Here is a 25,609-nt window from a genome sequence, read left to right as displayed (position 1 = left end):
CGCTGCCTAGGCTCGACGTCGTGCCCACCGCCCCCGCCCGACCGTCCCGCGCCCGCCGCGTGTGGGGCGAGACGTGGCGCGTGCTGGTCGCCCTCCTCACCGGCCTGACGGTGATGGTCCTCGTGGCCTTTGAGGTGGACACCGGTCAGCGGGAGATGTCCGACGGCCAGTGGGCGCTGGACTTCCTCGTCGGCCTGGTCGGGCTGGGGCTGCTGCTCCTGCGGCGCAAGGCCCCCCTGACGATCGCGCTGGTGCTGTGCGTCGGCGCGACGGTCTCGTCCCTGGTGGTCGGCGCCGAGACCATCGCGGTGATCTCCCTGGCCACGACGCGGCGGTGGTGGAAGATCGCCGTCGTCGGTGTGGTTTTCGTGGCCGCGGGGCGGGTGCACAGCACGCTGCACCCCTACGTCGCCCCGGAGTCCTACGACCGGTGGATCGAGCTCGTCGGCGGTGCGGTCATGTACGCCCTGTTCGTGTGGATCGGCGCGTACATCGGGCTGCGCCGGGAGCATCTCGCGTCGCTGCGGGAGCGGGCCGAGACGGCGGAACGGGAGCAGGCCAGCCGCGTCGCGCAGGCGCAGACGGCGGAGCGCACGCGCATCGCCCGCGAGATGCACGACGTGCTCGCGCACCGCATCTCGCTGGTCGCGATGCACGCGGGCGCCCTGGCCTACCGCACGGACCTCCCGCCGGAGAAGGTCGCGGAGACCGCCGGCGTCGTGCGGGACAACGCGCACGCCGCGCTCACCGAGTTGCGGGAGGTGCTGGGGGTGCTGCGCGACCCGCTCGACGGGGACGGGGTCGCGCCGCCCGAGCCGCCGCAGCCGTCGCTCGCCGACCTCGCCGAGCTGTTCGCCGAGGCCCGCGCGAACGGGGCCGACGTGCGGGTGGACGGGATCGAGGACCTGGGCGAGAGGACCGCGGGGCTCGGGGAGGCGGTCAGCCGGCACGCCTACCGCATCGTGCAGGAGGGGCTGACGAACGCGCGCAAGCATGCCCCGTGGGCTCCGGTGGCCGTCTCCGTGTCGGGCGCGCCGGGCGAGGGGCTGACGATCGTGGTGCGCAACCCGGTGCGCAGCGTCGGGCCCCTGCCCGAGGCCCCCGCGCCACCGCCGTCGGGCCTCGGCCTGGTGGGGCTCACGGAGCGGGTCGAGCTCGTGGGCGGACGCCTGACCTACGGCACGACGGCGGACGCGGCGTCGCGCGACGGGCGCGCCGCGGCGTTCGTGCTCGAGGCCTGGCTACCGTGGGCGGCGTGACGGGTGAGGTGGACGGCGTGAGCGGGAAGACGCGGGTGGTGCTGGTCGACGACGACGCGCTGGTGCGGTCGGGCCTGACGCTCATCCTGGGCGGCGACGCGGACCTGGAGGTCGTCGCGACGGCGTCGGACGGGCTCGAGGCGCTGGACGTCGTGGCGCGCGAGCGGCCCGACGTCGTCCTCATGGACATCCGCATGCCCCGCCTGGACGGCATCGAGGCGACGCGCCGGCTCCGGTCGGTGCCCCACGCTCGCGTCATCGTGCTCACCACGTTCGACGCCGACGACATGATCGTGGAGGCCCTGCGGGCCGGGGCCGCGGGCTTCCTGCTCAAGGACACCCCGCCCGACCGCCTGGTCGCGGCCGTCCGGGCGGCTGCGGCGGGCGAGCCGACGCTGTCGCCCCGCGTCGCGGAGCAGCTCATCGCCCGCGTCACCGACCGCTCCGCCCCCGACGGCCGCCGTGCCGCCGCCGCGCGGCTGGGGACGCTGACGGACCGCGAGCGCGACGTCGCCGTCGCCCTCGGTCGCGGGCTGTCCAACGCGGAGATCGCCGCCGAGCTCTACATGAGCGTCCCGACCGTGAAGACCCACGTGTCGCGCATCCTCACCAAGCTGGACGCCGCCAACCGCGTGCAGGCCGCCATCGTCGTGCACGACGCGGGGCTCGCCACCGGCTGAGCGGCTCCCGCCCGACCTGCGTCGGCGTGTCGCACACGTCGGCGCGTCGTCACGCCGTGACGCTGGCGAGGCTGGTGTCACCAGGGCGAGCGTGACACAGGGGCCTCCGTGAGCAGGTCGGAGACCCGGCACCCGTAGAGGACGGCGATCCGCCCGATCTCGTCCAGGGACCACGGCACCCGCCCGGTGTACCGGGCGGAGATCGCCGAGCGGGAGCGCCCGAGCACCATCGCGAGGTCCTGCTGCAGCATCCCTCGCCTGGCGGTCTCGAACCGGACCGCCCCGGCCGCGACGGCGGCGAGGCCGTCCGGTGACACCCGCGGGGCGCGGCCCTTGCGGTGCCTCGGGGCTCCTGGCCCGCCCTCGGCGTCGTCGTCCTCGGGCTCGGTGCTCCAGGACATCACGTTGTTCCAGCAGGTGCTCATGCCACCGATGCTGGCGGACCGGGGCGTCTGCGGACGCCCGTCGTCCACAGGCCTCAGGCGGCCAGCCGCTCCCGCAGCCAGGAGATGTCGGGGCCCATGTCGCCGTGCGTCTCGCACACGACAGGCGCGCCGGCGGCGGCGATGACGCCCACGAGCAGCTCGGGAGGGATGTTCCCGTCGCCGAAGTGCGCGTGGCGGTCGGCGCCGGAGCCTGCCGTGTCGCGGGAGTCGTTGGCGTGCACCAGGTCGATGCGGCCGGTGATCGCGCGGATGTCATCGGCGGCGGTCGCGAGGTCGATGCCCCCGGCCCAGGCGTGGCAGGTGTCGAGGGTGAAGCCGACGTTCTCGGCCCCGTTCGCCCGCATCACCGCGGCCCAGAGCATCTCCAGGCGGTCGAGGCGGCGCGCCATCGAGAAGTCGCCGCCCGCGGTGTTCTCGATGAGGACCGGCACGTCGGTCTCGAGCGCGTCGATCGCCTTGCGCCAGTTGTCGAAGCCGACGTCCGGGTCGTCCTTCGCGATGACGTGCCCGCCGTGCACGACGACGCCCTTCGCCCCGATCGCCTCGGCCCCGGTCATGATCTGCTGCAGCAGCTTGCGGCTGGGGATCCGGATGCGGTTGTTGGTGGACGCGACGTTGATGACGTACGGCGCGTGCACGTAGACGTCGACCCCCGCGGCCGTCGTCTCCTCGCGGAACGCGTCGGCGCCGCCGGGATAGTCGAGCGGCGGCACCTTCCACGCCTGCGGGTCGGAGAGGAACACCTGGACCACCTCGGCCCCGATGCCCTTCGCCTCCGCCACCGCGTCCTGCAGCCCGACGTGCGCACCGATCTTCACGCTCATGGGACTCACCCTAGGGCCCGGCCCCGACGCCCCGCCCGGCGCCGCTAGCATGCACGCACGACGGCGGGTCCGACCGCCTGGGCCGGCACGATCTGAGGACGGACCGATGAGACTCGACGCATTCGACCCGGGAGGCTTCGAGCCGCCCGCCGAGGACATGTTCGTGGACGTCGTCGGTCCGGGCGACCTGGCCGGCGGCGGGTTCGGCGGGTTCTTCGGCTTCGTCCTCGTCGTGGGTGTCCTCGTGGCGGTCGTGAGCGTCGTGATGGCCGCGCGACGGGCCAAGAAGCTCCATGACGCCGGGATCGACCCGCTCGACCCGGAGACCGACCTGCAGGTGCGGATGGCGCGCAGCCGCGCGATGGCACCCGCGCCGCGCGACGCCGGCGGCGGGGACCGACGGCCCGTCGCCGAGCGGCTCGCGGAGGTCGACCGCCTGCACGCCGAGGGCACCATCACGTCGGTCGAGCGCGACGCCGCGCGGGCCAGGATCCTCGGCGCGCTCTGACGGTCGTAGGCTGGCCCACCATGAGCACCACGCCGCCGCTCGCGTACGTCATCGCAGGGTCCGAGGCCACGGGAGGGGCCGGGATCCAGGCCGACCTCAAGACCTTCCAGCAGCTCGGCACCTACGGGGTGGGGACGCTGACCTGCATCGTCTCCTTCGACCCGAAGCACGACTGGGGGCACCGGTTCGTGCCCGTCGAACCGCAGGTCATCGCGGACCAGTTCGAGGCCGCGACGTCGACCCACGCGCTGGACGTCGTGAAGATCGGGATGCTCGGCACGCCCGCGACGATCGACGTCGTCGCCCGCTCGCTGGAGACGCAGCCGTGGCGCCACGTCGTGCTCGACCCGGTGCTGATCTGCAAGGGCCAGGAGCCGGGCGCCGCCCTCGACACCGACACCGCGCTGCGCGAGCGCGTGCTGCCGCTGGCCACCGTCGTGACGCCCAACCTGTTCGAGGCCAAGACGCTCGCCGAGATGGACGAGATCACCTCGGTCGAGGAGCTCACCGAGGCCGCGCGCCGCATCCACGCCCGCCTGGGCGACGGCCACGGGCGCCGGTACGTCGTCGCGAAGGGCGGCGTCGAGCTGCCCGGCCCGGACGCCGTCGACGTCCTGTTCGACGGCGAGGAGGTCACCGTCTTCGCCACGCCCAAGGTGGGCGAGGAGCGCGTCTCCGGCGCCGGCTGCACGTTCGCCGCGGCCATCACCGCGGAGCTCGCCAAGGGCGCCGACGTCCACACCGCGGTCCGGGTCGCGAAGGACATGGTGACGCAGGGCATCGAGGCGCGCGTCGAGGCCCGCACGCCGTTCGACACCGTGTGGCAGGGCGCGTACGCCTCCTGACGACCTGAGGAAGGAGCCGCCGTGACCGTCGACGAGGACGTGCACGCGGGCGGGCACCGCACGCACGAGGTCACCAACCAGCCGCCGGAGCGGGTGGACGTCAACGAGTACCTCGACTTCCCGGTGCTGCGCGACGCCGTGCACGCCTTCGGCGGCGGCTGGGGCGAGGAGCGGCTCGTCGAGGCGGGCGCGCACGTCGGGAGCGCGGCGTTCCAGCGGGCCGCGGAGCTCGCGAACACGCACGAGCCGGTGCTGCGCACCCACGACCGGCGGGGCCGGCGAATCGACGAGGTCGAGTACCACCCCGCGTACCACGAGGTGATCTCCGCGGCCGTGTCCCGCGGCGCGCACACGAGCGCCTGGGCCGACCCGCGGCCGGGGGCGGACGTCGTCCGCGGCGCCCTCTTCTCCCTGTTCGGCCAGGTCGAGCCCGGCCACGCCTGCCCGGTGTCGATGACGCACGCCGCCGTCCCGAGCCTGCGGCACGCGCCCGACCTGGCGGCGCTGTGGGAGCCGCGGCTGCTCGCCACCGGGTACGACGGCGCGCTCGCGGCGCCCGGCACCAAGCCCGGCGCGCTCGTCGGCATGGCGATGACCGAGAAGCAGGGCGGCAGCGACGTGCGCGCCAACACGACGCGCGCCGTGCCCGCCGGGGACGGCACGCACGTCCTCACCGGGCACAAGTGGTTCTGCTCGGCGCCGATGTCGGACGCGTTCCTCGTGCTCGCGCAGGCGCCGGACGGCCAGTCCTGCTTCCTCGTGCCGCGCGTGCTCGAGGACGGCGGCCGCAACGTCTTCCGCCTCCAGCGGCTCAAGGACAAGCTCGGCAACCGGTCCAACGCATCGGCCGAGATCGAGCTGGACGGCACGGTCGGGCACCTGGTGGGAGAGCCGGGCCGAGGCGTGCGCACGATCATCGAGATGGTGCAGCGCACCCGCCTCGACTGCGTGCACGGCAGCGCGGCCGGGATGCGCCAGGGCGTCGCCGAGGCGCTGTGGCACGCGCGGCACCGGACGGCGTTCGGCGCCGCCCTCGTGGACCAGCCCGCGATGACGGCGGTGCTCGCGGACCTCGCGCTCGAGTCCGAGGCCGCCACCCTCACCTCGATGCGGCTCGCCGCGGCGCACCACGTCGGCCCCGCCGGCGACGAGGGCGAGCGGGCGTTCCGCCGCCTGGCCACCGCCGTCGCGAAGTACTGGGTGTGCAAGCGCGGACCGCACCACGCCTACGAGGCGATGGAGTGCCTCGGCGGCAACGGGTACACCGAGGCGTTCCCGCTGGCCCGGCGCTACCGCGAGCAGCCGGTCATGGCGATCTGGGAGGGCTCGGGCAACGTCGTCGCCCTCGACGTGCTGCGCGCCATCACGCGCGAGCCGGAGTCCCTGGCGGCCGTCGACGGCGAGCTCGCGCTCGCGGCCGGAGCCCACCCCGACCTCGACGCGCACCTCGCCGCGACCCGCGCGCTGCTCACGGACCTCGCCGGCGCGGACCCCGCCGAGCAGCAGGCGTCCGCGCGGCGGCTCGTCGAGGCCCTCGCCGTCGGGCTGCAGGCGTCGCTCATGGTGCGGTACGCGCCGACGGTCTCCGCCGACGCGTTCGTCGCCGCCCGGCTCGGGGACGGTCGCGGCCACGGCTACGGCGTCCTGCCGCGGGGCACCGACACCGCCACGATCCTGCGGCGGCACGCCGGCCCCTGACGGGGGTCAGGTGGTGGGGGTGGCCGATGTCAGCGTCCGCGCCCACGGACGCGAACATCTCCCGCAGCAGCTCCGCACGGCGCGTGCCCTGCGACGGCCGGGTCGCGTTGTAGTCGTACAGCAGCTCCAGGGCCTGGGTCTCCGCGGCGAGGTCGCTCTCGTTGGGGTCGCAGATCAGGCCGGCGGCCATGCGTTCGCGGTTGTCCACGGGCGAGAGTCGAGCAGGTCCGCCCACCCCCGCACCGCACGCCCGGCCCCGACCGGCGAGAATCGGGCCACCGACGGAAGGGCGACGACGATGCAGGGGTACGTGCTCAGGCGCTACGGCCACCCGGGCGTGATGGAGCTGCGCGAGGTGCCGCGTCCGGTCGCGGGGCCGGGCGAGGTATTGGTCCGGGTGCGGGCGGCGGGCCTGAACCCGATCGACCACAAGACGCGCGACGGCGGCCTGCGCGTGATCACCCGGCTCCGGCTCCCGCTGGTCGCGGGCAGCGAGCTCGCCGGGCAGGTGGCGGCAGTCGGCCCGGGTGTCACGCGGTTCGCCGTGGGGGACCGCGTCTTCGCGCGGGTCGACAAGCGGCGGCTGGGCGCGTTCGCGGAGTACACGGCCGTCGCGGAGCACCTGGTGGCGGCGATGCCCGAGTCGCTCGGCTTCGCCGAGGCCGCCTCGCTGCCGCTGGCCGGGCTCACCGCGCTGCAGGCCCTGCGCGACGAGCTGAGGGTGGCCCCCGGCGACCGGGTGCTCGTCACCGGCGGCGCGGGCGGCGTCGGCACCCTCGCGATCCAGCTCGCGGTCTGGCTCGGCGCGGAGGTGACGACGACGGCGTCCGTGCGGGGCGCGGCGCTGGTGCGCTCGCTCGGCGTCACGCGGGTGGTGGACTACCGCGCCGAGCGCTTCGCCGACGTCCTGAGCGACTACGACGGCGCGTTCGACCTCACCGGCGGGCAGGACCTCACGGACGCCTTCGCGATCCTGAGGCCGGGCCGGACGGTCGTCTCCGTCGCCGGCCTCCCGGACGCGACGACGGCCCGCGTCGACCTGGACGCCGGACCTCTCAAGGCGGCCCTCCTGTGGGCGGCGAGCACTGCGATCCGACGCCGGGCGCGGCGCGCGGGGGTGCGCTACCGCTACCTCTTCATGCACCCGAGCGGCGCGGACCTCGCCACGCTGGCCGAGCTCGTCGACGGCGGCCACCTGCGCCCCGTCGTCGACCGCACGTATCCCTTCGTCGACGTCGCCCGTGCGTTCGCCTACCTCGAGCAGGGCCGCGCCAAGGGCAAGGTCGTCGTAGAGCTCCCGGGCGACTGACCGGGGCGCCTCAGGCGAGCCGCGCGACGAGGCAGGGCCCGCCCTCGTAGATGCCGCCGTCGACGGCGAGCGCGCGGCCGTCGGCGTAGGAGAGCGGCTCGGTGATGTCCGTGGACGCACGGCCGACCATCTCGGCGACGATGCTGTGCCCGTGCACGACCCGGTCGCCTCCCAGGTGGTCCAGCAGCTCGCGTGCGGCCCGCGGGCCGTCCTCGCCGCGGAAGGCCGCACGGGAGGTGAGGCCGCGCCACGTCTCCCACCACACGGCGAGGTCGTCGCTCGCCAGCCGGTCCCGACCGGCGGCGTTGAGGTTCTCGAGCGTCCGGCCCCACCCGAGATAGGCGAGGGTGTCGGAGTGCACCAGGAGCGCGTCGGCGTCGTGCGCCGCCAGCGGCAGGGAGGACAGCCACGCGACGTGCTCGTCGGTGAGCCGCGCCTGGTCGCTGTCGAGCCCGCCGTTGCGGGCCCACGACCGTGCGAAGCTCCGCTCGGGCTCGCCGGGCGGTCGGATCGTCGTCGCCCCGAACCGCCGCATCCCGAGGGCCAGCACCTCGTGGTTGCCCAGGAGCGCTCCGACGGCGCCCTCGGACTCGTCGACGAGCCGCCGCACGAGGTCGATGACGCCGACGCCGTCCGGCCCGCGGTCCAGGTAGTCCCCGAGGAACCAGAGCCGGGCGTCGTGGCCGGCCCACCGGCCGTCGGCGTCGGTGAGCCCTTCGGCGGCCAGGGCCCGCACCAGGACGTCGGGGTGGCCGTGCACGTCGCTGACCGCGTACACCCTCGTCATCTGCCGTTCCCTTCGTCCGTCGTCCGGCCGCCGGTGCCGGCCCGGGGCGCTGCACACCGGGGACGACCCTAGCCGCGCCCGCGTGGGGGTCCTGAGCGCGGCCTCGGCCCGGACGGACCGGAAAAGCACTGCCGGAGGGGCGGCGTCACTTGCGACCCTGGGCGCATGACGACCCCCGCACCCATCGATCTGGACACCTGGCCCCGCCGGCAGCACTTCGCGCACTACCGCGCGTCGCCGTGCACGTACGCGATGACGGTGGAGCTGGACGCCACGGCGTTCGCCGCGGCGCTGCGCGCGTCGTCGCGCAGGACGTACCTCGCGCAGGTCTGGGCGCTGGCGACGGTCGTCAACCGGCACGACGAGTTCCGCATGGTCCTCACGGACGACGGCGCGCCCGCCGTCTGGCCGGTGGTGCACCCGGCGTTCACGGTGTTCCACGGGGAACCCGAGACGTTCTCGTGCGTCTGGGCGTCCTACGACGCCGACTTCGGCGCGTTCCACGACGCCGCGACCGCGGTGCTGGCCGAGCACGGGCACTCGACGGACCTCTTCCCGCAGGGCCCGCCGCCGCCGAACGCGTTCGACGTGTCCAGCCTGCCGTGGGCGTCGTTCACGGGGTTCACGCTGAACATCCGGGACGCCTGGAACCATCTCGCGCCGATCGTCACGCTCGGCCGGTACGTCGAGCGGGACGGCCGGGTGCTCCTGCCGCTGGCCGTGCAGGTGCACCACGCCGCCGCGGACGGCTTCCACACGGCGCGGCTGGTGAACGAGGTGCAGGCTCTCCTCGACGACCCGTCCTGGGTGGGCTGAGCCACAGTCGCGGGGTCACCTGCCGGACGGTTCGACGCCCGGACGGCGAGACGGCTTACCCTCTAGTCCCGTGAGCGAGAACCTGGGATCCACCGGCTCGATCGAACGCGTGGTGGCACGCCACGAGATGCCCGACCCCTTGCGGGACGACATCCGCCTGCTCGGTGGGCTGCTCGGCACCGTGCTGAAGGAGGCGGGCGGTCAGAGCCTGCTCGACGACGTCGAGCGTCTCCGCGGCCTGACGATCCGCGCCTACGGGGCGGACGACGGCGGCGCGACGCTGGCGGAGGCGGCCGAGGTCGTGGCCGGCTTCACGCCGGAGCGCGCGGAGCAGGTCGCGCGGGCCTTCACCTGCTACTTCCACCTGGCGAACCTCGCCGAGGAGTACCACCGCGTCCGCGTGCTGCGGGCGCGCGAGTCCGACGCCGCGTCCGGCGTCGTCATCGAGGACTCCCTGCCGCAGGCCTTCACGCAGCTCGCGGAGGAGGTCGGCCGCGACGAGGCGCTGCGGCGCCTGGGCGAGATCGAGTTCCGCCCGGTCCTCACCGCGCACCCCACCGAGGCCCGGCGTCGCGCCGTCTCGGGGGCCGTCCGGCGTATCTCCTCGCTGGTCGCCGACCGCGACACCATGCGCCCCGGCGGCACCACGCTCGCCGAGAACGAGCGCCGCCTGCTCGCCGAGATCGACACCATGTGGCGCACGTCGCCCATCCGCGCGCACAAGCCGTCCGTGCTGGACGAGGTGAAGACCGCGATGGGCGTCTTCGACGCCACGATGTTCTCCACCTTCCCCGAGGTGTACCGCCGCCTGGACGACTGGCTGCTCGACGGCGAGGCCGGCAGCGTCCCGCCCGTCGCGCGCCCGTTCGTCCACCTCGGCTCCTGGATCGGCGGCGACCGCGACGGCAACCCGAACGTCACCTCCGAGGTCACCCGCCAGGCCGCGACCCTCGCCGCCGAGCACGCGCTCGGCGCGCTCGAGAAGGCCGCCGTCGAGACCGGCCGCAAGCTCACGCTGGACGAGGAGGGCACGCCGTCGTCGGCGGAGCTCAAGGCGCTGTGGCAGCGGATGCGCCAGCTCTCCGACGAGCTGGTGACCCGCGCCGCGGCCGACTCGCCGAACGAGCCGCACCGGGCCGCCGTCCTCGCGATCGCCGGCCGCGTCGCCGCCACCCGGCGCCGCGACGCCGACCTCGGGTACCGCGAGCCGGAGGAGCTCGTCGCCGACCTGGAGGTCGTGCAGCGCTCCCTCGTCGAGGCGGGCGCCCCGCGTGCCGCCTACGGCGACCTGCAGAAGCTCGTGTGGCAGGTGCAGACCTTCGGGTTCCACCTCGCCGAGCTGGAGGTGCGCCAGCACTCGCAGGTGCACGCCGCCGCCCTCGCCGAGATCGACGAGAAGGGCGTCCACGGCGACCTCTCCGAGCGCACGGTCGAGGTGCTCGACACCTACCGCGCCCTCGGCGCCGTGCAGAAGCGGTTCGGCATCCGCGCCGCCCGCCGCTACATCGTGTCGTTCACGCAGGCGCCCGAGCACCTGGCCGCCGTCTACCGGCTCGCCGCGCTCGCCTTCGAGGGCAGCGACGACGCCCCCGTCGTCGACGCCGTCCCGCTCTTCGAGACCTTCGACGACCTGGAGAACTCGGTCGACATCCTCGAGGCGATGCTGGAGTTCCCCGAGGTGCAGCGCCGCCTCGCGGAGAACGGTCGGCGCGTCGAGGTCATGCTCGGCTACTCCGACTCGTCGAAGGACGTCGGCCCGGTCGCCGCGACGCTCGCCCTGCACAAGGCGCAGTCGCGCATCGCCGAGTGGGCGCAGCGCCACGACATCACGCTGACCCAGTTCCACGGCCGCGGCGGCTCGCTCGGCCGCGGCGGCGGTCCGGCCAACCGCGCGGTGCTCGCCCAGCCGCCGCACTCGGTGGACGGCCGGTTCAAGCTCACCGAGCAGGGCGAGGTCATCCTCGCCCGCTACGGCGACCCGACGATCGCCGCGCGGCACATCGAGCAGGTCGCCGCGGCGACGCTGCTCGCCTCGGCCCCGACGGTGGAGAAGCGCAACGCCGACGCCCGGGAGCGGTTCGCGCCCCTGGCCGCCGCGCTCGACGAGACGTCGCGTGCCGCGTTCCACGGCCTCGTGAAGTCCGAGGGCTTCCCCCAGTGGTTCTCGCAGGTGACGCCGCTGGAGGAGGTCGGCCTGCTGCCGATCGGCTCCCGCCCCGCCAAGCGCGGCCTGTCGGTCAACTCGCTCGACGACCTGCGCGCCATCCCCTGGGTGTTCTCCTGGTCGCAGGCGCGCATCAACCTCGCGGGCTGGTTCGGCCTCGGCACGGCGCTGCGCTCGGCCGGCGAGCAGCCGGGCGGGCTCGAGGAGCTGCAGGCCGCGTACCGCGAGTGGCCCCTGTTCACCACGCTGCTCGACACCGTGGAGATGGGCCTCGCCAAGACGCAGGAGGACATCGCCGCGCAGTACCTGGCGCTCGGCGACCGGGACGACCTCGCCGAGCTCGTGCTCGGCGAGCTGCGGCTCACCCGCGAGTGGGTGCTGCGGGTGACGGGCAACGAGTGGCCGCTCGCCAACCGCCGCGTCCTCGGCCGCGCCGTGCAGCTGCGCTCCCCGTACGTCGACGCGCTGTCGCTGCTCCAGGTCCGCGCCCTGCGCGCGCTGCGCAGCCAGGGCGTCAGCGAGGGCCTCACCGTGGACGACGGCGAGTGGGTGGACGGCGGCCACAAGGACCGCTGGCAGCACCTGCTGCTGCTCACCGTGAACGGAATCTCCGCCGGCCTGCAGAACACGGGCTGACCCGCCCACAACGCTCTAGGGTGACCGGTCATGAGCCTGGTGACGTTCAAGGACCTGTGCGTCGACGCCGTCGACGCGGCCGCGCTGGGGGAGTTCTGGGCCCGCACGCTGGGATTGCGCGTGGAGCCGCTCGACGGCGGTGACGTCGTCCTGCGCGACCCGGGCCCGGACCCCGTCCAGGCGCGGACGATCTGGGTCAACACCGTGCCGGAGCCGAAGACGGTGAAGCACCGCGTGCACCCGGACGTGCGGGCCCGGTCGCTCGACGAGTTCCCCGACCGGCCGCGGCTGTCCGAGCCCGGGCGGTTCCACTACACGACCCTGGCCGACCCCGAGAGCGGCGAGCTCTGCGTCTTCACCTACGACGAGGTGCCGGACTACCGGCTCAAGGACATCGTCGTCGACTGCGCCGACTACCGGACGGTCGCCGCGTTCTGGCACGAGCTGCTGGGCGGCACGCTCACCCAGGACGACGCCATGGACTACGCCTACCTCGACGAGGGCGCGGGAGTCCCGTTCGAGTCGTTCGACTTCGTGCCCGTGCCCGAGCCGAAGACGGTCAAGAACCGCTGGCACTGGGACGTGACCCTGGACGACGGCGTGACGCTCGACGACCTCGTCGCCCGCGGCGCGCGGGTGCTGCGCGCGCAGGACGACGAGATCAGCTGGACCGTCATGGCCGACCCCGAGGGCAACGAGTTCTGCGTCTTCCAGCCCTGACCGCTCACGACGTCCAGGCCGGGGTTCGGCTCAGGGGCGGGCGGCGAGCGCCGCGAGCACGCGGTCCACGCTGGACCGGATGCCCCACCGCTCGGCGAGGGCGTCCAGCGCCTCCGGGTCCTTCGGCTCCCGCGGCAGAGCGTCGTCGACCTCGCCGACGGGGGCGTCGTGCGCGACCTGCACCACCGTGGGCGCGACGTCGAGGTAGGCGGCGGCGTCGAGCAGCTTCTGCCGCTGGGTCGGGGTGATCCCCTTCGCGCCGTGCTCCGCCGCGGAGCGCAGCCCGGCCAGGTCGCCGAACGCGGCGAGCAGCTTGGCCGCCGTCTTCTCGCCGATGCCGGGCACGCCGGGCAGGCCGTCGGACGGGTCGCCGCGCAGCGTCGCCATGTCGGCGTACGCCTGTCCGCTCGGCACGCCGTACTTCTCCGCGAGCCTCGCCTGGTCGACGACGTCGGGGTCGCGCACACCGCGCGCCGGGTACAGCACGCGCACGCCGGCCGTGTCGTCGACGAGCTGGAACAGGTCGCGGTCGCCGGTGACGATGTCGACGCTCGCGGGCATCACCAGCCCGACGGCGCCGGCCACGGGCAGCGCGGTCGCGGCGCTGCGCGCCACCTCGCGGGTGACGAGGGTGCCGATGACGTCGTCGGCCTCGAAGCCGGGCGCCCCGACGCGGGCGATGCCGAGCGCGGCCAGCACGTCGACGATCACGGGGACCTGCGGCGTGAGGGCGTCGGGCACCTCCTCGACGTCCGGCTCGCCGGCGGGCGTGACGGCGGCGACCCGGTGCTCCTTGTACGACCCGATCGCCTCGACGCGGAACGCGGGCCGCCAGTCCTCGTCCCAGCACGCGACCAGCCGGTCCGGCCCGTGCTCGGTGACGAGGAAGGCGATCATGTCCACAAGGCCGCGCACCGCGTTGACGGGCTTGCCGTCGGGGGAGCGCAGCGAGTCGGGCAGGCCGTAGAAGGCGCGGAAGTACAGGCTCGCGGAGTCCAGCAGCATGAGGCTCACCGGGTCAGCGTGCCACAGGCCCCTGACCCCGGGCCTACGACGGCTCAGAGCTGCCGGCCGACCAGGACGCCGAGGCCGATGCCGACGACGACGGCGCCGAGCGTGAGCGCCATCGTGCCGAGTGCGTTGGCCACGGCCAGCCGCCGGCGCCCGGAGCGGGCAAGGCGCACGGTCTCGACCATCGCCGTCGAGAAGGTGGTGTAGCCGCCGCAGAACCCGGTCGCGACGCCGAGGCGCCAGGGCTCGAGGTACGCCGGGTCGCCGGCGCCGAGCAGCACCCCGCTGACCAGGCCGATGAGCAGCGAGCCGGACACGTTCACCACGACCGTGGCCCACGGGAACGCGGCGCCGGGCGTCCGTGCCCGCACCGCGCCGTCGACGACGAACCGGGCGGCGGCACCGAGCCCGCCCGCCACGGCCACCAGCAGCATGGTCGCCACGGTGCTCATCGGGCCCTCCCGCCCGCGCCTCGGCCCGAGCCGAGCAGGACGCCGGCGAGGCAGGCGAGATACCCGAGCACCAGGGTGCCGCCCGCGTACGCGAGCCCCTGCGCCAAGGCGCCGGCGGCCAGCAGCCGCTCCGTCTCGAGCGCGAGCGACGAGAACGTGGTGAAGCCGCCCAGCACGCCGGTGCCGACGGCGAGCCGCACCCGCTGCACGGCCGGCGTCTCCGGCCCTTGGGCGGCCAAGGACTCGAGCAGCCAGCCCAGCACGAACGCGCCGAGCACGTTGGCGGCGAGCGTCGCGACCGGCCACCCGTCGACGGCGGGCCAGGCCTGCGAGAGCCCGAACCGGGCGGCCGTGCCGACGGCGCCGCCGGCCGCGACCAGCACGACCAGACCGGGCCGCCGATGGGCCGGGCGCACGCGCGCGGGCGGGCCGCCCGCCGTCACGAGGGGTCGCCCGCGTGCCGGTCGGGCAGCACGACCACCGGCCGCGGCTGGTCGTGGATCAGATGCCCCGCGACGGTGCCGCCGACGACGTGCGTGGCCCAGCCGCGCACGCCGGGGCGCCGCGCACCCACGACGATGAGCACGGCGTCGTGGGCGGCCGCGAGCCGCGCCAGCTCCGCGGCCGGGTCGCCGGCGGTGAGCTCGAGGCGCCAGCTCACCGGGCTGTCGGCCAGGGCGGCGGCGACGGCGTCGCGCAGGTCGTCGGTGTCGGCGGCGGGCCCGGCGTCGGGGTCCAACGGCACGACGCCGCCGGACGGCTCGCGCACCGACGCCTCGTCCACCGCCACGCACACCAGCTCGGTGCCGAGCGCGGACGCCAGGTCCGCGGCACGCCGGGGCACGCTGGGGTGGCGGTCGTGGGGCACGCCCACCAGCACCGGACCGGTCATCTCGTCATCGTAGGCATGGTAGGCATCGTCGCAGCCAGCGCCGCGGTCAGGGCGTCCGGTCGAGCACCGGCAGGCCGTCGTCGTCCAGGCGCTCCCGGTCGTCCGAGCGCACGCCGAGCAGCTTCGCCATCGGTGTGCCCGTGAACCCGTAGACGATCGCGGTGAGCAGCACGACGCCGAAGATCACCGGGACGAGCTGGGGGAACGGCTCCCCGGCGTCGTCGAACCGCAGGGAGAAGACCGACGCGGTCGAGGCGGCGACGATGCCGCGCGGCGCCATCCAGCCGATCATCGCCCGGTCGGACCATCTCAGGTCGGTGCCGAGGGTCGAGAGGGCGGCCACCATCGGGCGCAGCACCAGCACGAGTGCCGCGACGATGAGGATGGTGGGCAGCGCGTACCTGGCCAGGGCGTCCAGGTCGATGCGCGCGGACAGCACGACGAACAGCACGCCGATGAGCAGCAGGCCGATGTGGGTGCCGAACTCGTGCAGGGGCTCCGTACGCGCGACCCGCTGGTTCGCGAGGGCGGCGCCGAGCGCGGTCGTGGCGAACAGGCCCGCCTCGTCGTGCAGGCCCTCGGCGACCGCGTAGGCGCCGAGGGCGAACGCGAACGCGAGCACGACCTCGGTCTCCTTGGGCACCCGACCGAACCGGATCAGCAGCCCGAGCAGGACGGCGGCCACGAAGCCGACCAGCAGGCCCCAGCCGCCCGTCTCGAGCAGGCTGACGGGCTCGGCGTGGAGCACGACGTTCGCCACCGCGAGCGCCACGGTGGCCCCGATGGGGTCGATGAAGATGCCCTCGAAGGCGAGCACGGACTCCACGGGCTGGCGGGGCCGGATGATGGCGAGCAGCGGCCCGACGACGGTCGGCCCGGACACGATGAGGATGGCGCCGACCACGGCCGCCCGCCCCCACGTCACGTCGAGGAACAGGTACGCGACGGCGGTGGCGCCGAGGCCGGTGACGAGGGCGCCGGTGGTCACGAGCCCGAGCACGGGGCGCCGCGCGCCGCCGCGCAGGCGCCCGAAGTCCAGCTTCAGCGACTCCTCGAAGAGCAGCAGGCCGACCGCCATGGACACGAGCGGGAAGAGCGCGTCGCCGAACACCTCGTCCGGGTCGAGCCAGCCGAGGACCGGGCCGACGAGCAGGCCGAGCACGAGGAGCAGCAGGATGGAGGGCACCCGCAGCGCCCGGGCCGCGACCTGCCCGGCCACGCCCAGCGCGACGACGAGCGCGATGCCACCGACGAGATCCACGCTCACTCCTCAGCGCCGTCGCGCCGCCGGGCCTCCGCCTCGCGGGCGGCGCGCTCGCCGGCCTCGAGGTTGCGGCGTCGTCGCGACGACCACACGCCCTCGCCGCGGCCGGACGGCTGGTCGGGGTCGTGCAGCAGCGACGAGTCGACGAGCTCGTGCCGCTGCAGGTAGGTGTTCCCGAGGGCCTGCACGGTCGCGAGGATCGGCAGGGCGAGGAACGCGCCGAGCGCGCCGAAGACGGCGCCGAAGCCGAGCACGCCGACGAACGACACCGCCGGGTTCATCTCCAGCGCCCGGGCGCTGACCTTCGGGGAGAAGATCAGGTTCTCCACCTGCTGGTACGCGACGATGAAGATCAGCACGGCGATCGCCTGCGGCAGGCCCTGCGCGGCGAGCGCGACCGCCACCGGCAGGGCGCCGCCGATGTAGGTACCGATGGTGGGCACGAACTGCGAGACGACGCCGGTGAACACCGCCAGCGGCAGCGCGTACGGCGTCTGCACGATCAGCAGGAAGACGAACGTGAACACGCTGGACAGGGCGGCGAGCACGACGCGGGAGCTGATGAAGTCGGAGACCTTCACCTGCGTGATCTCCCACAGCGTCAGCACCTCCTGCTGGCGGTCGGGCCGCAGCCAGGCGCAGATCGCGGCACGGAACTTGGGGCCCGCCGCCATGAGGTAGTAGGTGATGAGCAGGATCGTGGTGATCGCGAACAGGACGCCCACGATGGACACGCCGACGCTGATCGCGCCCGTCGCGACGTCCTGCCCCCACTGGTCGAGGGCCTGCGCCACGAGGTCGTCGGAGTCCGGGACCGTGACGTCCCAGCGTGCCTCGATGCCCTGCTGGATGTTCGTGTAGAGGTCGGGCAGCGACGCGACGAGCTGGATCAGCTGCTGCACGAACAGGTTGCCGAACATCGCGAACACGGCGAGCACGACGACGATCGCGCCGCCCAGCGAGACGCCCGCGGCCGCTCCGCGCCGCCACCCGTGCCGCACCAGCCACACGACGATCGGCTCGAGCGCGAGCGCGACGAAGAAGGAGATGAGCACGTTGACGGCCAGCCCGCCGAGCTGGCCGAACGCGTACGAGAGGAAGACGGCGACGAACGCCGCCACAACGACCATCACGAGCGCGCGCGGCAGCCACCGCGGCGGGTTCTTGCTGTCGTGCTGGACGGGACGGACCGAGTCGTCGACCTCGTCGGCCTCGCCCTCGGGGTGGGGGGCGTCCGTGGTCATGCCGGAAAACGTAGCCCAGGGCGGCCCGCAGGGCGCGCTGGGCCGCAGGTCAGAGGGCGGGCAGCCGGTCGGGCAGGCCGAACCGGGGGAACCAGGTGGCGGTGTCGAGGAACGTCGTGATGCCGGTGATGCGGCCGCTGCCGTCGTCCTCCAGCACGGCGAGCCCCCACGGCGACCAGCCGCCGGTCGGGTCGCGCCGGTACTGGCCGTACGCCATCGACCCGTTCGCCTGCACGGGCACGCAGCGCGACCCGCGGCAGCCGGCGCCGGGGCCCGTCATCCAACGGATCACCTCGGAGCGCCCGTGCACCCACATCGTGTACGGCGGCATGTTGAGCACGGCGTCCTCGTGCAGCAGCGCCACCAGGGCGTCCATGTCGTAGCGCTCGAACGCGTCGAGGTACCGCTCGAGCAGCTCCTGGTCGATCGAGTCCCACTGGGGCTCCGGGGCGTCCGCGCCGTCGTCCCCCGCCCGGCGCAGGCCCTTGCTCCCGAGGGTGGCGCGGGCGCGCTGCAGCGCGCTGTTCACCGACGCGACGGTGGTGTCGAGGAGGGCGGCCACCTCGGCGGCCGACCAGCGCAGCACCTCGCGCAGCACGAGCACGGCCCGCTGCCGCGCGGGCAGGTGCTGCAGCGCGGCCACGAACGCGAGCCGGATCGACTCGCGGCCCACGGCGACGTCGGCCGGGTCGCCCTCGCGCGGCAGGACGGCGTCGTCGGGCACGGGCTCGAGCCAGCGGTCCTCCGCGAGCACGTCGCCGAAGTACTGCTCCTCCGCGGGCTGCGGCCCGCCCAGCCCCATGGGGCGCTCGCGTCGCTTGGACGACCCGAGGTGGTCGAAGCACACGTTGGTCGCGATGCGGTACAGCCACGACCGCAGCGACGACCGCCCCTCGAACCGGTCGTACGAGCGCCACGCGCGCAGCAGCGTCTCCTGCACCGCGTCGTCGGCCTCGAACGCGCCGCCGAGCATCCGGTAGCAGTAGCCCGTGAGCTCGCGGCGGTACGGCTCGAGCAGGGCGCCGACGTCCTCGCCCTCGCCGTCGGACGTGGGGGAGGCGCCGGTCGCCGTCGCCCCGGGTCGGGACGGCGCGGCGGTGCGCTGGGCGGTGTGTGTCACGTCTCACACCGTACGTCGTACCGCCGACACCCGGGAGGGGTGTCGCCCGGGGCGACGGCGAGGGCTCAGCGCCGGTCCTCGCGCAGCACGCGCTCGACCAGGGGGACGGCGCCGGTGGCGGGCGTCGGCGGCCGTACCCGCGTGACCGTGCCGGTGAGCGGCCGGGCCGCGCGGTCGATCTCGAACCACACCGTCTTGCCCTCGACGACGCCGGAGTGCCGCCCGACGGCGTCGGAGCCGTCGTGCATGTGGACGCCCCACCGGGACGCGAGGCGGTCCAGGAAGAGCACGCCCCGGCCCGAGAGGTCCTGCGGCTGGGGGGACTGCAGCTCCGGCTCGGCCGTGCTGCCGTCACGGACCCCCACTCGCAGGCGCCGGCCGTCCACCTCGACCGTCGCCGTGATCGGCCCCTCGCCGTGCTCCAGCGCGTTGGTCAGCACCTCGCTGGTCAGCAGCATCGCGGTCCGCCGCTGCTCGTCGGACACGTCGCACGACTCCAGCACGTCGTCCACCCACCGACGCGCCGGGCCGAGGTCGCTGAGGTCGTCGTCGGCCACCCGACGCTCCGCCTTCGCGGGCCCGGCCGACGACGGCGGGCCCGACGGCGCTGGTACGCGCACCCGCAGCGCCAGCACGGCCACGTCGTCGCGCTGCGCGTCGCCCACGAGCCCGCGCACGAGGGCGCGGGGGACGGCCGAGGTGGCCTCGCCGTGCGCCGAGCGCAGCACCGTCTCCAGGTCGGACAGGCGCTCGTCGCTCGGCACGCCGCGCCGCTCCACCAGCCCGTCCGTGTACAGGACGAGGGTGTCGCCCGGCAGGAGCCGGACGGAGCGGTCCACGCGGGGCGTGGTGGGCACCACGCCCAGCAACAGGTCGGGGGTCTCCGACAGGCGCTCCACGCGGCCGTCACGGCGCAGCACCATCGGCGGCGGGTGGCCGGCCACCGACCAGGTCAGCGTGTAGGCGCGCTCGGGCCGCTCGGCCGGCGGCACCCCCTCGACCGCCTCCTTCGGGCACGGCGCCGGGTCGCGGTCCAGGCGCGCGACGACGGCGGTCGCCATCGCCCGCGGGCCCAGTCGCGCGTTCGCCTTGTCCAGGCGGGTCAGCAGCCCCGCCGGCGACTCGTCGTGGCTCCAGGCGAGGGCCCGGAGCATCGAGCGCAGCTGGCCCATCTGCGCGGCGGCGTGCACGTCGTGGCCCGCGACGTCGCCGATCATGACGATCGCGGTGCCGTCGTCGCGCACCACGGCGTCGTACCAGTCGCCGCCCACCTGGTCGGTGCGCGCCGCGGGGGAGTAGGTGGTGGCGATGTCGAGGTGCGCCACCGTGGGCGGCGCGGTGAGCATCGACTCCTGCAGCGTGGTCGCGACCCGCCGCCGCGCCTCCAGCAGCGCCACCCGCTCCAGGGCGAGCGCCACGTAGCGGCTGATCGTCGACTCGAGGGCGGCGGTCTCGGCGTCGTGCTCCCGGGCCTGGTCCCACACGCAGGCGATGACGCCCACGACCATCCCGTTCGACATGACGGGCAGGAACGACCGCGCGCCCTCCGAGACCGACCCCACGGGACCCATCTCCGGGTAGGTCGCGACCATCTCCGCGTGGTCGCGGAACCGCAGCGCGGCCCGGCTGCGCACGACGTGCGTGTCGGGGCGGGGCGCGTCGAGCCGCGTGCTGCGCAGCGCCGGCTCGCCGGGGTGGTGGTGCCCGACCGTGAAGAACGACAGGTGCCGCCGGTCGGCGTCGACCAGCGCGAGCGACACCCAGCGCGCGCCCGTGCCGGTGCCGATGACGTGCGCGATGGCGTCCTCGACCTCGTCCAGCGTGGTGACCCGGGCGAAGCGCTCCGACAGGCCCAGCAGGAAGCGCGACCGGCGGTGCGCGCGGAACGCCACCTGCTCGGCCAGCCGCGCCCGCTCCCGCTCGGCACGCAGGCGCAGCTCGCCGGAGGCGGCGGCGGACAGGTCGGCCAGGGTGGCCAGGTCCGTGTCCGTCCAGGCGCGCGGGACCGACGACACGGCCCAGAGCGCGCCCACCACGTGCCCGCGCGCGTCCTCGATCGGGTAGCCGGCGTACGCGGCGAGCACGAGTCCGCCGACCGTGTGCCGGCCCTCGACCCGCGGGTCGTCGTCGGCGTCCGCCACGACGAGGGGCGTGCGGGTGCGCGCCACGGCCGCCGTCAGCGGCCGGGGCAGCGAGACGCGCCGGCTGCGCTGCACGGGCTCGGGCATCCCGACCGCGCCGGGCAGCGTCTTGACGTCGCCCTCGTCGGTGAGCATGACGACGGCGGCCGCGGGCACGCCGAGCTGTCGGTGCACGAGCCGCGCGATGCGGTCGAACACCTCGTCTGCGACGGGCTCCCCGCTGCCCGGGCCGGGCGGTGGGCCGGGCACGCGGTCGGGCGTGGGACCGGGCACGAGGCCGGGCGACGGGCCGGACAGGGAGCCGACAGCCTGGGCTTCCGGCACGGGCCCAGTATGGACCTCGATCGGTCAGACGCCGATCAGCCCGCGCCGGTGGGCCACCGCCACCGCCTCCGCCCGCCCCGACACACCGAGCTTCGCGAGCAGGTTCGAGACGTGCACGCTGACCGTCTTCGTGGAGATGTACAGCCGTTCACCGATCTGCCGGTTGCTGAGCCCCTGGGCGACGAGGACCAGGACCTCCTCCTCGCGCTCGGTGAGGAGGGAGGACGTGCGGCGGCCGCCGGGCAGCGGCACCCGGGCGCGGCGGCCCCAGGCGTGGATCGCGTCGGCGAGCGGTGCGGCGCCCATGGCGACGGCCTCGCCGAGCGCCTCGGCGGCCTCGACCTCGGCCGCCGGCACGTCGTCGGACGCCCGCAGCGCCTGCGCCCAGCGGAACCGCGACCGGGCCACCTCGTAGCGGTAGCCGAAGTCGAACTCGCGCACGGTCGCCTCCCAGAGGCCCGGGTCGGCCGGGGAGTCGGTGAGCGCGGCCCGCAGGCGGGAGTGCTCGGCGGCGGCGCGGCTCAGCCACGCCCGGCCCTCAGGGCCGAGGGTGCCGCCGCGGGGGCGCCCGCGGCGCGCGGTCTCCTGCGCGACGGCGAGCAGCGTGTCGCCGCGGTCGAGCAGCTCCCGGGCGGCGTCGGCGGCGTGCGGGCCGGTCTCCGCCTGCTCGGCGAGCGCCGCCAGGGCCAGCGCGGACAGCCAGATGCGGCCGAGGAAGAACTCCGACCAGGTCGCGCCCACGTGCGCCGCGACCTCCTCCGCGGTCGCGACGGCCTCCTCGTGCCGGCCGGCCCACGTCAGCGCGTCGGCGAGGAGGCCGCCCGCGACGAGCGCGATCTGCCCGTCCATCTCCCACGACGGCCGCAGGGCCTCCGCCGCCGCGACCGCCTCGCCCCCCTCGCGGGCGACGGCCGCGTAGAGGCGGCCGCTGTCGAGGTAGACGACGGCGGGCGCGGGCGCGCCGTCGGGGATCGGCCGGTCGGCGAGGTCGCCGGCGAAGTACGACACCAGCAGCGCGAGGTCCAGCAGCTGCACCCCGTACACGCCCCAGATGACGCCCGTGGCCCGGCCGCGCGTGATCCCCGCCTCGAGGACGCGGCCGGCCTTCGCGAGGTGCCCCGCGTAGAAGTGCGTGGTGGCGAGGCTGAACCAGCAGCGCATCTCGGTGCGCAGGTCGCCGGCGACGACGGCGCGCTCGCGGGCGCGGTCGACCAGCTCGGCGGCGGTGTCCGGGGTGCCGACCTCGAGCACGGCGAGGGTGGTCAGTGCGTCGGCCTCCGCGCCGGGGGCGTCCGCGCGCCGCGCGACGTCGACCGTCTGGCGGGCGAACACGCCGGCCTCGTCGTCGCGGTCCACGTTGAGCAGGACGCGCGCGTGCACGGCGAGCGTCCACGCGAGCTCGGGCGTGGCGTCGGCGTCCGCGACCTCGGGGAGGTCCCCCGAGACGCCGGCGTCGGTCGCGCCCGGGAGCAGCACGTCGAGGGCGCCGCTGGACTGGGCCAGCGCGTCGTCGAGCGACTCGAGGTCGAGGACGTAGCGCACCAGGACGTGGCGCATCCGGGCCTGTCGGCCGGGGTCGCCGGAGAGGCCCTCGACGGCGCGCCGGGCGAGCTGCTCGGCCCGCGTCGGCAACCCGGCGGAGCTCGCCGCCGCGGCCGTCGCGAGCGCCAGCGCCACCCGGTCCTCCTCGAGGAGCGCCTCGGCGTCGGGCACCGACTCCCACAGGGAGAGCACCTGCTCCAGGTGCCGCAGCTCCTCGGCGGGGGCGAGCAGCTCGGCGGCGCTGCGGGCTGCCTCGCGGGACGCGACGAGCGCGGCGGTCAGGTCGTGGCCCTGCAGCGCGTGGTGGGCGCGCTTGGCGGCGGAGCCGAGCGCAGGCTCGGCGCGCAGCGCCTCGAGGTAGGCGCGGTGCATCGTGGTGCGCTCGCCGGGCAGCAGGTCGAGCACGAGCGCCTCGGCGACGAGGGCGTGCCGGAAGGCGAGGTGCTGGCCCTCCACGCCCAGCACCTGCTGGGCGACGGCCTCGCGCAGGGCGGCGTCGGCGGCGCCGGGGGTGTCGAGGCCGGGCAGGCGCGGGGCCGCCGCGCGCAGCAGCGCCTCGTCCACCTGGCGCCCGGCCACGGCGGCGAGGCGCACGAGCTGCTGCACGGCCGGGTCGAGGCGCTGGAGGCGCGCGTGCAGCACGTCCGCCAGCGACCACGGCAGGCCCGCCGAGGACTGCCCGGCGTCGAGCAGCTCCTCCGCGAAGAACGCGTTGCCGTCCGACCGGCTGCGCACGGCGTCGAACTCGGCCTCGTCGAGGGGCTCGCCGCGGGTGGCGGTGGTGAACTCGCGCAGCTCGTCGGGGGTGAAGGGGGACAGCTCCACGTGCTGCACCGGGCGCTGCCGGTACAGCTCCGCGAGGACGGGGCGCAGGGGGTGGCGGCGGTGCAGGTCGTCGCTGCGGTAGGTCGCGACGACCAGCAGGTGCTCCGACCGCAGCCGGGCGACGAGGAACCGCAGCACGTCGCGCGTGGACTCGTCGGCCCAGTGCACGTCCTCGACGACCAGCACGAGCGGCGAGCCCGCGCGGCCGGCGGCGGCGAGGCTGCCCGCCACGCCGTCGAGGAGCTGGAGCCGCTCGGCGTGGTCGGCGGCCCCGTCGGTGCCGCCCGCCGGGTCGAGCAGCCGCGCGAGCGCGGGGCGCTCGGCCACGACCTGGGCCACGGCGGGGACGCCGCGCAGCTCGGTCAGCGCCTCCGTGAACGGCAGGTACGGGATGCCGACGTCGCCGAGGTCCACGCAGTGCGCGACGACGACGCGCGCCCCCGCGTCGCGCGCGAGGTCGGCGAGGTGCGTGACCAGCCGGGTCTTGCCCACCCCGGCGTCGCCGCCGAGAAGCAGGACGCCGGGCTCGCCCTCCGCGGCGCGCGCCAGCGCACCGCGGAAGGCGGTGACCTCCTCCTGGCGGGCGATCAGGGGCACCTCGCTGGAACGTCGCACCAGGTGATCGTCCCACCGGGCGCCCACACCCGCCCCAGGTTTTCCGTGCCCGCCGGCCTGCACCGCGGCCGCCTCGTCCGCCGTGCCGACCGCCGTGCCTGCCACGGTCAGGCGGCCCGGCGTCCGGCGCCGTCCTGCGGGCGGAGCGCGTCCAGCCCGTGGGAGATCTGCTCGGCCCGGCGGGTCACCTGGAGGTCCCACGCGCGGGCGTCCGTCCGCGCGGCGACGGCGTCGAGCGTCGCGCCCAGGCGCTGTACGGCATCCCGGTCCGCGGCCCGGGACCGCGCCCGGCGGGCCAGGTCCCCGACCACCCGACCGACGGCGCGGCCCGCCGTGCGCACCCACGCCGGCGCCCCGCGCCGGTACGTCTCGGCCGCCCGCTCGCGCCGGTAGTCCAGCTCGGCCAGGACGGCCAGGTCCCGCGACGTCATCTCGTTCATGTCCTCGTCCCCTCACCGGCCGGGGTCCCCGGCCTTCGTGCCGGCCACCGCCGGCTCTCCGATCTCGTGGTGACCACGCTCGTCCTGAGTCCCCGGGCGGGGGATCGGGCAACTGCCCCGTCTTCGGGGCCGGGGGTACCTCAGACGGCGCGCGACCAGGGCTGGGGCGCGTCTGAGGTACCCCCAGGGCCCGTCGGCAAGGGGCGTCGGCAGAGGGTCGTCGGGCCCTTCGCCCGCGCCAGCCGTTGCGACCTGGGTCACAGCGGTCGCACACTGGGGAGACCGGACCTATACGGGGGTGGACTCGTGGCTGGATCTGTTGCAGGCGCCTTCGACGCGCTGCCGATGCTCGGGCGTGGCAAGCACCGCAACCCCAAGAAGGGCGCGTGCTTCATGGAGCTGGCGTCGTTCCTGGCCGGTGAACGCTGGAGCGATCATCCGCAGTGCACGCATCCGCTGCTCGCGATGCTGGCCCGTGCCGTGAACGACCTGACCTCCGACGGGAACCGGCCGCAGCTCGCGCCGCTCATCCCGTCCGTCATCGGGCTGACCAGCACCGACCCGCGGTGGGACGTGCGGATCGCGCTGCGCGCCGCGCAGACGGCGCTGCCCGTCGCGCCCGCGGACCGCCAGCAGACGCTGGCCGTGGCGATCATCGGCGCGGAGCGCATGCTCGACGCCCTGGACGGGCGGCCCGAGGGCACGCTCGACCCGGCCAGCGCGGACGCGCTCGCCGCGTCGCCGAAGACGGCCGAGTGGGCGTACCGGTTCTGCGAGGGCACGCGCGTGCGGCCCAAGCGGTTCGTGCGCGACGCCGCGCCGTCCGTCGTCTCGACGGCGGTGCAGGGCATCAGCGAGGCGTTCGTGCCCGACACGGACGCCCGGCTGCGCACCCTGCTGGCCGCCACCATCCAGGACGCCCGGCGCTGGGCCGGCCACACCGACGAGGACCGCCCGGCGCTCGTCGAGGAGCAGTGGGCCCCGGTGGTGAAGACGGTCCCGTCCGCCTGACCTCGTGCCGAAGAGCACCCCTCGCGCCGAGGTAGT

23 protein-coding genes and 1 pseudogene are annotated in these 25,609 nt (G+C 75.2%); 10 read left to right on the top strand and 14 right to left on the bottom strand.

Going from position 1 to position 25,609, the window contains the following annotated elements:
* Window positions 1–20 precede the first annotated feature (20 nt).
* Together ABZ493_RS11450 and ABZ493_RS11445 are read left to right on the top strand one after the other, a co-directional pair.
* The gene (locus ABZ493_RS11450) at window positions 21–1,259 is read left to right on the top strand and encodes a histidine kinase (protein WP_430582288.1); all 1,239 of its coding nucleotides are present in this window, start codon (window positions 21–23) and stop codon (window positions 1,257–1,259) included.
* Complete coding sequence (locus ABZ493_RS11445) at window positions 1,256–1,939, top strand: response regulator transcription factor (protein ID WP_430582287.1); 684 nt, start codon at window positions 1,256–1,258, stop codon at window positions 1,937–1,939. Before ABZ493_RS11450 ends, ABZ493_RS11445 begins: the two co-directional genes overlap by 4 nt.
* A 77-nt stretch (window positions 1,940–2,016) precedes the next feature.
* On the opposite strand, the gene ABZ493_RS11440 is transcribed toward ABZ493_RS11445, so the two are convergent.
* Both ABZ493_RS11440 and ABZ493_RS11435 read right to left on the bottom strand, forming a co-directional pair.
* Window positions 2,017–2,364 (bottom strand): helix-turn-helix transcriptional regulator, encoded by a 348-nt coding sequence (locus ABZ493_RS11440; protein WP_430582286.1) that lies wholly within the window; start codon window positions 2,362–2,364, stop codon window positions 2,017–2,019.
* A gap of 53 nt (window positions 2,365–2,417) precedes the next feature.
* Window positions 2,418–3,209 carry a deoxyribonuclease IV gene (locus ABZ493_RS11435; RefSeq protein ID WP_430582285.1) on the bottom strand — a complete coding sequence of 264 codons (792 nt, stop codon included), beginning with the start codon at window positions 3,207–3,209 and terminating at the stop codon, window positions 2,418–2,420.
* Between the two features lie 106 nt (window positions 3,210–3,315).
* Between ABZ493_RS11435 and ABZ493_RS11430 the strand changes: the two genes are divergently transcribed.
* From ABZ493_RS11430 to ABZ493_RS11420, 3 genes are read left to right on the top strand one after another with little or no spacing between them, the layout of a single operon-like run.
* A complete protein-coding gene (locus ABZ493_RS11430; protein ID WP_430582284.1) occupies window positions 3,316–3,717 on the top strand; it encodes a hypothetical protein in 402 nt (133 codons plus the stop codon).
* 20 nt (window positions 3,718–3,737) lie between these two features.
* Window positions 3,738–4,562 (top strand): hydroxymethylpyrimidine/phosphomethylpyrimidine kinase, encoded by an 825-nt coding sequence (locus ABZ493_RS11425; protein WP_430582283.1) that lies wholly within the window; start codon window positions 3,738–3,740, stop codon window positions 4,560–4,562.
* Window positions 4,563–4,583: 21 nt separating this feature from the next.
* A complete protein-coding gene (locus tag ABZ493_RS11420; protein WP_430582282.1) occupies window positions 4,584–6,260 on the top strand; it encodes an acyl-CoA dehydrogenase family protein in 1,677 nt (558 codons plus the stop codon).
* A gap of 52 nt (window positions 6,261–6,312) precedes the next feature.
* Here the strand turns inward: ABZ493_RS11420 and ABZ493_RS11415 are convergent.
* Window positions 6,313–6,450: pseudogene (locus tag ABZ493_RS11415) on the bottom strand (maltose acetyltransferase domain-containing protein); the annotation flags it as partial.
* A gap of 120 nt (window positions 6,451–6,570) precedes the next feature.
* Here ABZ493_RS11415 and ABZ493_RS11410 point away from each other — a divergent pair.
* Window positions 6,571–7,569 (top strand): NADP-dependent oxidoreductase, encoded by a 999-nt coding sequence (locus ABZ493_RS11410; protein ID WP_430582281.1) that lies wholly within the window; start codon window positions 6,571–6,573, stop codon window positions 7,567–7,569.
* 10 nt (window positions 7,570–7,579) lie between these two features.
* On the opposite strand, the gene ABZ493_RS11405 is transcribed toward ABZ493_RS11410, so the two are convergent.
* Window positions 7,580–8,356, bottom strand: a complete 777-nt coding sequence (locus ABZ493_RS11405; protein ID WP_430582280.1) for a metallophosphoesterase family protein — start codon at window positions 8,354–8,356, stop codon at window positions 7,580–7,582.
* A 165-nt stretch (window positions 8,357–8,521) separates the two neighbouring features.
* On the opposite strand from ABZ493_RS11405, the gene ABZ493_RS11400 reads away from it, so the two are divergent.
* The 3 genes from ABZ493_RS11400 to ABZ493_RS11390 all read left to right on the top strand — a co-directional run bounded on the left by ABZ493_RS11400 (window position 8,522) and on the right by ABZ493_RS11390 (window position 12,692).
* Entirely contained in the window at window positions 8,522–9,172 is a 651-nt protein-coding gene (locus ABZ493_RS11400; protein ID WP_430582279.1) for a CatA-like O-acetyltransferase, read from the top strand.
* 127 nt (window positions 9,173–9,299) lie between these two features.
* Window positions 9,300–11,972, top strand: coding sequence for a phosphoenolpyruvate carboxylase (locus ABZ493_RS11395; RefSeq protein WP_430582332.1), 2,673 nt, complete (start codon window positions 9,300–9,302; stop codon window positions 11,970–11,972).
* A gap of 30 nt (window positions 11,973–12,002) precedes the next feature.
* Window positions 12,003–12,692: a VOC family protein gene (locus tag ABZ493_RS11390; protein ID WP_430582278.1), complete on the top strand. Its 690-nt coding sequence runs from the start codon at window positions 12,003–12,005 to the stop codon at window positions 12,690–12,692.
* A gap of 30 nt (window positions 12,693–12,722) precedes the next feature.
* Here the strand turns inward: ABZ493_RS11390 and ABZ493_RS11385 are convergent, their stop codons facing one another.
* The 10 genes from ABZ493_RS11385 to ABZ493_RS11340 all read right to left on the bottom strand — a co-directional run bounded on the left by ABZ493_RS11385 (window position 12,723) and on the right by ABZ493_RS11340 (window position 24,562).
* The gene (locus ABZ493_RS11385; protein ID WP_430582331.1) at window positions 12,723–13,697 is read right to left on the bottom strand and encodes a 5'-3' exonuclease; all 975 of its coding nucleotides are present in this window, start codon (window positions 13,695–13,697) and stop codon (window positions 12,723–12,725) included.
* A gap of 53 nt (window positions 13,698–13,750) precedes the next feature.
* Window positions 13,751–14,155, bottom strand: a complete 405-nt coding sequence (locus tag ABZ493_RS11380) for a CrcB family protein (RefSeq protein ID WP_430582277.1) — start codon at window positions 14,153–14,155, stop codon at window positions 13,751–13,753.
* The gene (locus ABZ493_RS11375) at window positions 14,152–14,598 is read right to left on the bottom strand and encodes a CrcB family protein (protein WP_430582276.1); all 447 of its coding nucleotides are present in this window, start codon (window positions 14,596–14,598) and stop codon (window positions 14,152–14,154) included. Before ABZ493_RS11375 ends, ABZ493_RS11380 begins: the two co-directional genes overlap by 4 nt.
* Window positions 14,595–15,047, bottom strand: a complete 453-nt coding sequence (locus ABZ493_RS11370) for a universal stress protein (RefSeq protein ID WP_430582275.1) — start codon at window positions 15,045–15,047, stop codon at window positions 14,595–14,597. Before ABZ493_RS11370 ends, ABZ493_RS11375 begins: the two co-directional genes overlap by 4 nt.
* 46 nt (window positions 15,048–15,093) lie before the next feature.
* The gene (locus ABZ493_RS11365) at window positions 15,094–16,308 is read right to left on the bottom strand and encodes a cation:proton antiporter (protein ID WP_430582274.1); all 1,215 of its coding nucleotides are present in this window, start codon (window positions 16,306–16,308) and stop codon (window positions 15,094–15,096) included.
* Between the two features lie 2 nt (window positions 16,309–16,310).
* Entirely contained in the window at window positions 16,311–17,555 is a 1,245-nt protein-coding gene (locus tag ABZ493_RS11360; RefSeq protein ID WP_430582273.1) for an AI-2E family transporter, read from the bottom strand.
* Between the two features lie 49 nt (window positions 17,556–17,604).
* The gene (locus ABZ493_RS11355) at window positions 17,605–18,675 is read right to left on the bottom strand and encodes a sigma-70 family RNA polymerase sigma factor (RefSeq protein WP_430582272.1); all 1,071 of its coding nucleotides are present in this window, start codon (window positions 18,673–18,675) and stop codon (window positions 17,605–17,607) included.
* A 65-nt stretch (window positions 18,676–18,740) separates the two neighbouring features.
* Window positions 18,741–21,140 (bottom strand): SpoIIE family protein phosphatase, encoded by a 2,400-nt coding sequence (locus tag ABZ493_RS11350; RefSeq protein WP_430582271.1) that lies wholly within the window; start codon window positions 21,138–21,140, stop codon window positions 18,741–18,743.
* Between the two features lie 24 nt (window positions 21,141–21,164).
* Window positions 21,165–24,122 carry an AAA family ATPase gene (locus tag ABZ493_RS11345; RefSeq protein WP_430582270.1) on the bottom strand — a complete coding sequence of 986 codons (2,958 nt, stop codon included), beginning with the start codon at window positions 24,120–24,122 and terminating at the stop codon, window positions 21,165–21,167.
* A 107-nt stretch (window positions 24,123–24,229) separates the two neighbouring features.
* Window positions 24,230–24,562 (bottom strand): hypothetical protein, encoded by a 333-nt coding sequence (locus tag ABZ493_RS11340; protein ID WP_430582269.1) that lies wholly within the window; start codon window positions 24,560–24,562, stop codon window positions 24,230–24,232.
* 306 nt (window positions 24,563–24,868) lie between these two features.
* Here ABZ493_RS11340 and ABZ493_RS11335 point away from each other — a divergent pair, with 306 nt between their 5' ends.
* A complete protein-coding gene (locus tag ABZ493_RS11335) occupies window positions 24,869–25,573 on the top strand; it encodes a hypothetical protein (protein WP_430582268.1) in 705 nt (234 codons plus the stop codon).
* Window positions 25,574–25,609 lie beyond the last annotated feature (36 nt).

This window comes from Isoptericola sp. NPDC019482 (genome assembly GCF_040632295.1).
In the GTDB taxonomy this organism is placed as follows: Bacteria; Actinomycetota; Actinomycetes; order Actinomycetales; family Cellulomonadaceae; genus Isoptericola.
Note: the sequence above shows the minus strand (reverse complement) of the source record. Positions and strands in the feature narration are given on the sequence as shown.